Raw genomic sequence first — 7,212 nt, 5'->3', positions numbered from 1 at the left:
TGATGGGGGAGCGAGGGGCCAAGAACGAGCCGGCCACGCCCACCGACATCACCCAGATGCGCGACATCGTGGCTGATGCCCTGCGGGCCGGCGCCTTTGGCTTCTCCACGTCGCGCACCATCGCCCACATGGCCATCGACGGCGAGCCCGTGCCCGGCACTTTCGCCGCAGAAGACGAGCTGTTCGGCATCGGGGAGGCCCTGGTTGAGGTGGGCCATGGACTGTACGAGCTAGCCCCCACCGGCGTGATCGGCGAGGACTTGGCCGCTCCGGCCAAAGAGGTCGACTGGATGCGCCGCCTGTCGGCCACCATCGGACGCCCGGTCACCTTCGCGCTGGTGCAGATCGACGCTGCCCCCGAGCTGTGGCGGGAGATCATGGACCTGTCGGCTGATGCCGTGGCCGAGGGCGCCCAGCTCCATCCCCAGGTGGCGCCCCGGTGCAACGGCATCTTGATCGGGCTCCAGACCAACCACGCCTTCAGCAGCCGGCCCAGCTTCGCCGAGATCGCCGAGCTGCCCCTCGAAGAACTGGTGGCCGAGCTGCGCCGCCCCGAGCGCAAGGCGGCGATCCTTTCGGAGGAGAGCTCGTTCACCAACCAGTTCGCCGAGTACATGGGCACCCAGCTCCACCGGATCTACGTGCTGGGCGACCCGCCCGATTACGAGCCCGGCCCCGAGCGCTCGGTAGCCGCCATCGCCGAGGCACAAGGCCGCGACACCGAGGATCTGCTCTACGACCTGCTCTTGGAAGACGACGGCCGGGCGCTCTTGCTGTTCCCGTTCCTCAACTACAGCGATGGCAACGCCGACGCGGTGCGGGAGATGTTCCTGCACCCGTCCGGGGTATCGGGGCTCTCAGATGGCGGGGCCCACTGCGGCGCCATCTGCGACGCCTCCATGCCCACCTGGCTGCTCACCTTCTGGGCCCGCGACCGCCAGCGGGGCGAGAAGCTCCCCCTGGAGTACGTGGTGCGAAAGCAGGCCCGCGACACCGCCCGCTTGTACGGCCTCACCGACCGGGGCACGCTGGAGCCAGGCATGAAGGCCGACATCAACGTGATCGACCACGAGCGGCTCACGCTACACCCCCCGAAGCTGGTGGCCGATCTCCCCGCGGGCGGCCGGCGGTTCGACCAAAGGGCCACCGGGTACGTGGCCACGCTGGTCAGCGGAGTTGTGACCCGCCGCAATGGTGAAGACACCGGGGCCCGCCCCGGCAAGCTGCTTCGAGCCGGAGCAGCCAGCTAGCAAAAGAACACTGAGCTAAGCAGGAGGCAGAGTTGTGTTTGACCTGGTTATTTCCAATGGCACCATCGTGGACGGCACCGGTGCCGACCGGTTCACGGGCCACATAGGGGTGAAGGACGGCAAAGTGGCGGTGGTAGACCGCAGCGGCGGTCCCGCCCCCGAGGCGGCCAAAACCATCGACGCCACCGGGCTGCTGGTGACTCCCGGCTTCGTGGATTGCCACACCCACTACGACGGACAGGTCACCTGGGACGACAAGCTCCAACCGTCGTCCAACCACGGGGTGACCACCGTGGTGATGGGCAACTGCGGGGTGGGGTTCGCCCCGGTACAGCCCGGCAAAGAGGACTGGCTCATCCAACTCATGGAAGGTGTGGAGGACATCCCCGGGGCAGCCCTATCCGAGGGCATCTCATGGGGGTGGGAGAGCTTCCCCGAGTACCTCGATGTGGTGGGCCAGCGCGAGCTGTCGATCGACGTAGCCGCCCAGGTGGCCCACGGCGCGGTGCGGGGCTATGTCATGGGTGACCGCGGCGCCCGCAACGAACCGGCCACTCCCGAAGACATCGAGGCCATGTACGCCATAGTGCGCGAGGCCATCGAAGCCGGTGCGCTGGGGGTGTCCACCTCCCGCACGCTGGGCCACCGGGCCATCGACGGCGAGCCGGTGCCGGGCACCTTTGCCGCCGAGGACGAGCTGTTCGGCTTGGGCCGGGCGCTGGCCGATGCCGGCTCCGGCGTGTTCGAGCTGGCCCCCGCGGGAGCCGCCGGGCTCGACCTGGTGGCACCGCCCAAGGAGATGGACTGGATGCGCCGGTTGTCGGCCCACTTCGACGTGCCGGTGAGCTTCGCCCTTTTGCAGGTGGAGGCCGCCCCCGATCTGTGGCGGGAGATGATGGACGAGTCGCTGAGAGCGACCGACGACGGTGCCCGGGTGTACCCACAGATCGCTGGTCGCCCGTTCGGGATGCTCATCGGCTTGCAGACCAACCATGCGTTCGCCAAGCGGCCCACCTTCGCTTCGCTGGCCAATCTGCCCTTCGATGAATTGGTGGCCGAGCTCAAAAAGCCGTCGGTCCGAGATGCCATCTTGGGCGAGGACGACCTTCCCCCCGACCCGGCCGTGCTGTTCGACCAGATGCCGGCCATGGTGCAGTCGATGATCCACAAGCTGTACGTGATCGGCGACCCGCCCGACTACGAGCCCACCGGTGACCGAACGGTGACGGCCATGGCCGAGGACCGGGGAGTGAGCCCGCTGGAGATGCTGTACGACCTCAGCTTGGAAGAAGACGGCCACGCGCTGATGATGATGCCCATCTTCAACTACGCAGACGAGAACCACGACGTCATCCGAGAGCAGCTGCTGCACCCCGCCGGGGTGTCGGGGCTGTCCGACGGCGGGGCCCACTGCGGCATGATCTGCGACGCATCCATCCCCACGTTCATGCTCACCCACTGGACCAGGGACCGCATCCGAGGCGAGCAGCTTCCCCTGGAGTGGGTGGTGAAGAAGCAGACCAACGACACCGCCTCTTTGTATGGGCTGGGCGACCGGGGAACCCTGGAGGTGGGCAAGCGGGCCGACATGAACGTGATCGACCATCAGGCGCTGACCCTGCGTTCCCCCCGAGTGGTCCACGATCTGCCCGCCGGAGGCCGCCGCCTCGACCAGCAGGCTGACGGCTATGTGGCCACCGTCGTGGCCGGCCAGGTAACTCGCAGCAACGGGGCCGACACCGGGGCCCGGCCCGGCCGGTTGGTGCGCGGCACCCGGTAATCCCAACCAGGCCATGGCCTTTGACCTCGACCACTATCGGCTTCGACCGGGCAATGGTGACGGCACGCCAGCCCGCTTGCCCAAGGGCCGCTACCTGGAAGAAGAGTATGCCGAACTAGAGCGCCGGCGGCTGTGGCCGTCCACCTGGCAGTTGGCCTGTTTGACCAGCGATGTAGCCGAATCGGGCGACTGGTTCGAGTATCGCATGGGCGACCAGAGCTATCTGGTGGTGAGGGGCCACGATGGCGAGCTGCGGGCATTCCACAATGCCTGTCGCCATCGGGGGTTCCAGTTATGCGAGGGCAAGGGCAATGCCGAAGAGCTGCGCTGCGGTTTCCACGACTGGTGCTACGGCTTGGACGGTTCGCTGAAGGAGATCGTGTATCGCAAGCACTTCGGCACAGTGGCCAATGAAAACCTGTCGCTAGCCCCTGTGCGCCTGGGCACTTGGCACCAGATGGTGTTCATCAACCCATCTCTTGACGGTCCCGACCTCGACGAGTTCCTGAAACCGGTGACCGACACGCTGGCTCCGTTCAATTTGGGGGAGCGATCCCTGACGGCGTGCTGGACCATTCCTTTGGCCGGCAACTGGAAGACCACGGTGGACGCCTTCAACGAGGCCTACCACTTGGAGGGTCTGCATCCCGGCCTGCGGGGTTTCATGGATGCCCTCAACACCACCTATGAGCTGTGGGACCGGGGCCACTCCATGATGAGGATCCCCTTGGGGATCGGCTCTCCCCGGTTCCCGGAGGCTGATCAACACGAGGTGGCCCGAGCTTTCGTGGAGAACTACGGCACCATGTTGGGACTCCAGCCCGGCGACTCGGTCGACTTGGCCGGTCGGAGCGCCCGGGACTGGGCGGTGGGACTGGTTAGGGACAGGGCTGCGGCCGAGGGGGTGGACTTCAGCCACTACACCGACGAGCAGATCCTCGACGACTACCACTATCTGGTGTTCCCCAATGTGGTGCTGAACGTGCACAGCGACATGTTCACCATCTTCCGGGCCCGCCCCGGTGACCACGCCGGGCACTCGCACTTCGACTTCTGGCTGTTCCACCGCCTGGGCGATCGAGCAGGCTCAGGCCCGCCTCCCGAGATGATCCACTTCCCCGAGGGGACGGTCATTGCCGAAGTGGTGAACCAAGATCTCGACGGAATTGGACGGGTGCAGGCCGGGATGGCCTCCAACGGCATCGATGAGTTGATGTTGGGCGACTTCGATTGTCGCCTCGTCAACATGCACTCGGAGCTTGACCGGGTTGTGACTCTGCCAAGCGAGGCTTCTTCCCAATAGAAACCCCACATCAACCCCCATATTGAGCAAGAGGCTCTGGCAGAAGGGGGTCCACATGGGTAATAATCGGGGGTTTATTCCTTAAGTCGGTGCATACGAAAATTCGACCCTTGAATGCTCCGCGCGAATGAGTTGGGAGGTGCCCCATGTCGGATGTTGTCAGGGCGGCAATCGTGCAGGCCGCGTGGACCGGTGATCAGGAGTCCATGGTCGAGCAGCATGAGAAGTATGTGGCCGAGGCCGCGGCGGCGGGCACCCAGGTGATGTGCTTTCAAGAGCTCTTCTACGGCCCCTATTTCTGCCAGGTGCAAGAGCCCGAGTACTACAGCTACGCCGAGGCCATCCCCGATGGCCCGACCACCAAGCGATTCCAGGAAATCGCCGCCAAGCACGGCATGGTGTTGGTGCTGCCGATGTATGAGGAGGAGCAGCCGGGGTTCCTCTACAACACCGCGGCGGTCATCGACGCCGACGGTTCCTATTTGGGCAAGTACCGCAAGACCCACATTCCCCAAGTGAAGGGCTTTTGGGAGAAGTTCTACTTCCGTCCCGGCAACCTGGGCTATCCGGTGTTCGACACCGCGGTGGGCAAGGTCGGGGTCTACATCTGCTACGACCGGCACTTCCCCGAGGGCTGGCGGGCCTTGGGCCTCAATGGCGCCCAGATGGTGTTCAACCCCTCGGCGACCAGCCGGGGCCTGTCGTCATATCTGTGGAAGCTTGAGCAGACGGCGTCGGCGGCGGCGAATATGTACTTCGTTGGGACCATCAATCGGGTAGGCATCGAGCCGCTCGGCGAAAACGACTTCTACGGCACCTCGTATTTCGCCAACCCGCGGGGCCAGTTCGTCGAGGATCCGGCGTCAGACCAACAAGAAGAGCTGGTGATCCGCGACCTCGATCTGGCCATGGTGGACGAGGTGCGAGCCCAGTGGGCCTTCTATCGCGACCGCCGCCCTGACATGTACGGACCGCTCACCGAGGCGTGAGTCAAGAGCAGTGACCACCAACGCCGAGCTCCCCATGACCCAAGAGTTGTGACCACCAACGCCGAGCTCCACCAGCGCTACCAGGCAATCCTGCCCTCGTATGTCAAGCCGCTGTATGCCGAGCCCATCAGCATCGAGCGCGGCCAGGGGAGCTATGTGTGGGACGTTGAGGGCAACCGGTACCTCGATTTCTTCGGCGGCGTGCTCACCACCATGGTGGGGCACAACAACCCCGCGGTCACCGCAGCCATCCAGGAGCAGGCCACCAAGGTGCTGCACACCTCCACGCTGTACCTCTGCGAGCCCATGATCGAGCTGGCCGAGCAGATCGCGGCCATCAGCGGCATTCCAGACGCCCGGGTGTTCTTCACCACCTCCGGGAGCGAGGCCAACGACACCGCCATCTTGTTGGCCACCAGCTACCGCAAGTCCAACGAAGTTCTGGCCATGCGCAACAGCTACCACGGTCGCTCCTTCACGGCCCAGGCCATCACCTCGCACTCGTCGTGGTCGTCCACCGCGCTGTCAGGGCTGTCGGTGAACTTCGTACACGGGGCCTATCGCCTGCGCAGCCCCTTCCGGCACATGGACGACGACGAGTTCACCGAGGCCTGCACCGACGACCTCCGGCAGGTCATCGACATGATGACCACCGGAGAAGCGGCCTGCCTCATCGCCGAGCCCATCCAGGGGGTCGGCGGGTTCGCCACCCCCCCTGACGGCTTCTTCGGGTCGATGCACAAGGTGCTGGCCAACCGGGGGATCCTGTTCGTGACCGATGAGGTGCAAACCGGCTGGGGGCGCACCGGCGAGCACTTCTGGGGATATCAGGCCCACGGCATCGTGCCCGACATGCTCACCTTCGCCAAGGGCGTGGGCAACGGGATCACGCTGGCGGGCATCGTGGCCCGAGCCGAGATCATGGACACCATCACCGCCCTGAGCTTCTCCACTTTCGGCGGCAACCCGCTGTCGACCGCCGCCGGGCTGGCCACGCTGAAATACGTGCAGGACAACGATCTCCAAGGCAACGCCCGGCGCATGGGCAAGAAGCTGGCGGACGCGTTGCAGCCGGTGGCCGACCGCACACCGTGGATCGTCGAACTGCGGGGCAGGGGTCTGATGCAGGCGATCGAGATTGTGGAGCCAGGCACCATTCAGCCCGACGCCGCCCGGGCAGGCGAGTTGCTCGAAGGCTGCAAACGCAGGGGGCTGCTGGCGGGCAAGGGAGGGCTTTACGGCAACGCCCTTAGGATCACCCCGATGCTGGATGTGACCGAAGCCGAGATCGACGAAGGGGTCGCGGCCATTGTTGAGACCATTGAGGAAATAGACAGGGAGGTTTAGCGCCGTGACAACGCTCATCAAGAACGGAACGGTGGTTAGCTCGACGGGGGCTGACCCCGCCGAGGTGCTGATCGACGGCGAGACCATCGTCGCTGTGCTCCAACCGGGATCCGAGTTCGCCATCTCCGCCCAAAACGGCGTCGAGAGGGTGATCGACGCCAGCGGCAAGCTCGTAGTGCCCGGCGGGGTCGATGTACACACCCACATGGAGCTGCCGTTCGGCGGCACGGTGGCGTCCGACGATTTCGAGACCGGCACCCGGGCCGCAGCCTGGGGAGGCACCACCACCATCGTGGACTTCGCCACCCAGAGCCACGGGCTCGACGTCCGCGAGTGCTTCGACGCCCGCATGGAGCAGGCCGAGGGCCGCTGCGCCATCGACTACGGCTTCCACATGATCATCGGCGACGTCACCGACGCCGCCCTCAAGGAGATGGACCTGCTGGTCAACGAGGGGGTCACCAGCTTCAAGCTCTTCATGGCCTACCCCGGCGTGTTCTACAGCGACGACGGCAAGATCTTGCGGGCCATGCAGCAGTGCGC

General features: G+C 65.4%; 6 protein-coding genes. All 6 read left to right on the top strand.

The genetic code is table 11. The features are described from left to right. The coding region (locus ACOOGG_RS00285) for an amidohydrolase family protein (RefSeq protein WP_420431105.1) at positions 1-1,250 on the top strand (1,250 nt) is incomplete at its 5' end. Positions 1,251-1,284: 34 nt separating this feature from the next. Further along, complete coding sequence (locus ACOOGG_RS00280) at positions 1,285-3,030, top strand: N-acyl-D-amino-acid deacylase family protein (RefSeq protein WP_420431103.1); 1,746 nt, start codon at positions 1,285-1,287, stop codon at positions 3,028-3,030. 13 nt (positions 3,031-3,043) lie between these two features. Continuing rightward, the gene (locus ACOOGG_RS00275) at positions 3,044-4,333 is read left to right on the top strand and encodes an aromatic ring-hydroxylating oxygenase subunit alpha (RefSeq protein ID WP_420431101.1); all 1,290 of its coding nucleotides are present in this window, start codon (positions 3,044-3,046) and stop codon (positions 4,331-4,333) included. A 146-nt stretch (positions 4,334-4,479) separates the two neighbouring features. Continuing rightward, a complete protein-coding gene (locus tag ACOOGG_RS00270; protein WP_420431099.1) occupies positions 4,480-5,322 on the top strand; it encodes a nitrilase-related carbon-nitrogen hydrolase in 843 nt (280 codons plus the stop codon). A gap of 48 nt (positions 5,323-5,370) precedes the next feature. Then, positions 5,371-6,669 (top strand): aspartate aminotransferase family protein, encoded by a 1,299-nt coding sequence (locus tag ACOOGG_RS00265; RefSeq protein ID WP_420431097.1) that lies wholly within the window; start codon positions 5,371-5,373, stop codon positions 6,667-6,669. 4 nt (positions 6,670-6,673) lie between these two features. After that, the coding region (locus ACOOGG_RS00260) for an amidohydrolase family protein (RefSeq protein ID WP_420431095.1) at positions 6,674-7,212 on the top strand (539 nt) is incomplete at its 3' end.

Origin of the sequence: Candidatus Poriferisocius sp. (genome assembly GCF_965214065.1) — a bacterium.
Classification (GTDB): domain Bacteria; phylum Actinomycetota; class Acidimicrobiia; order Acidimicrobiales; family Bin134; genus Poriferisocius.
This window is presented reverse-complemented; position numbering and strand designations above follow the sequence as displayed.

Excerpts from the sequence above, each read along its gene's own strand:
- ACOOGG_RS00275 (WP_420431101.1), top strand. The coding sequence starts at position 3,044 with ATGGCCTTTGACCTCGACCACTATCGGCTTCGACCGGGCAATGGTGAC.
- ACOOGG_RS00270 (WP_420431099.1), top strand. The coding sequence starts at position 4,480 with ATGTCGGATGTTGTCAGGGCGGCAATCGTGCAGGCCGCGTGGACCGGT.